The sequence below is a fragment of the Acinetobacter sp. USHLN143 genome, from assembly GCF_037145695.1.
Taxonomy (GTDB): domain Bacteria; phylum Pseudomonadota; class Gammaproteobacteria; order Pseudomonadales; family Moraxellaceae; genus Acinetobacter; species Acinetobacter fasciculus.
This window is the reverse complement of record NZ_JBBCWZ010000174.1, coordinates 1-955: the sequence shown is the minus strand read 5'-3', so window position 1 is coordinate 955 and position 955 is coordinate 1. Positions and strand designations below refer to the sequence as shown.

General features: G+C 35.4%; 2 protein-coding genes. Both read right to left on the bottom strand.

The window, feature by feature from the left end; translation table 11 throughout:
- Positions 1-64: 64 nt before the first annotated feature.
- On the bottom strand, positions 65-496 hold the full coding sequence (locus WFH18_RS17510; RefSeq protein ID WP_004282098.1) for a MarR family winged helix-turn-helix transcriptional regulator: 432 nt from the start codon (positions 494-496) through the stop codon (positions 65-67).
- A gap of 6 nt (positions 497-502) precedes the next feature.
- On the bottom strand, positions 503-931 hold the full coding sequence (locus tag WFH18_RS17505) for an organic hydroperoxide resistance protein (RefSeq protein WP_004282100.1): 429 nt from the start codon (positions 929-931) through the stop codon (positions 503-505).
- Positions 932-955: the final 24 nt, after the last annotated feature.

Genomic DNA, 955 nt, shown 5'->3' with positions numbered 1-955 from the left:
ATTTTAGAAAAACTAATTGATTCTTGAAAGTAAACAGGCTTCCATTATCAGATATTAAGAGGTCTCAAATTCTTTCTGATAATAGATTAACTAATACTTTTAATTCATCTCGTAATTGATTTAAGTTATCAAACTCAATGTTCTTGGTAAGCTCTTTAGGAATCTTTTCTGCTTCAGCAGATAAGTCTCGCCCTTTATCTTTTAATGAAATAAAAACTCGTCTTTCATCATTAGGATCACGTGATCGATTAATTAGACCAGATGTCTCCATTCTTTTTAATAGTGGGGTTAATGTTCCACTATCAAGATGTAAAATTTGTCCAAGATCACCCACACTTACACATTCTTTTTCCCACAAAACCAACATCACTAAATATTGAGGATAAGTGAGTCCGAGAGGTGTAAGAAAAGGGCGATAAGCTTTTACGATTAAATTAGATGCAGCATAAATAGGAAAACATAGTTGCTCATCTAAGCAAAGCTGATTCTTGGACATAGCTTTTTATTTGGTATAGACAGTGGTAGACACCTGTATATTACCTCGAATAGCATTGGAATAAGGACATACTTGATGCGTTTGTTCCACGATTTTCTCTGCCTCAGCTTGTGAAATACCTGAAAGCGTGACATCTAAGTGTACTGTCAAGGCAAATCCACCATTGCCATTAGCAACCATTCCAACAGTACTCAGGACCTCTACATCGTTATCACGGATTTTATATTCTTTATTGCTACGAGTTACATGGATCACTGCATTTCCAAAGCATGCAGCATAGCCAGCTGCAAATAATTGTTCAGGATTCGTTGCATCACCTTTACCACCTAATTCTTTTGGCAAAGCCAATTTTAGTTCTAAGATACCATCTTCACTACGAATATTTCCTGAACGTCCACCGATTGCTTTAACCTGGGTAGAATAAAGATTACTCATTTTGATTACCTTTAAATAAATACA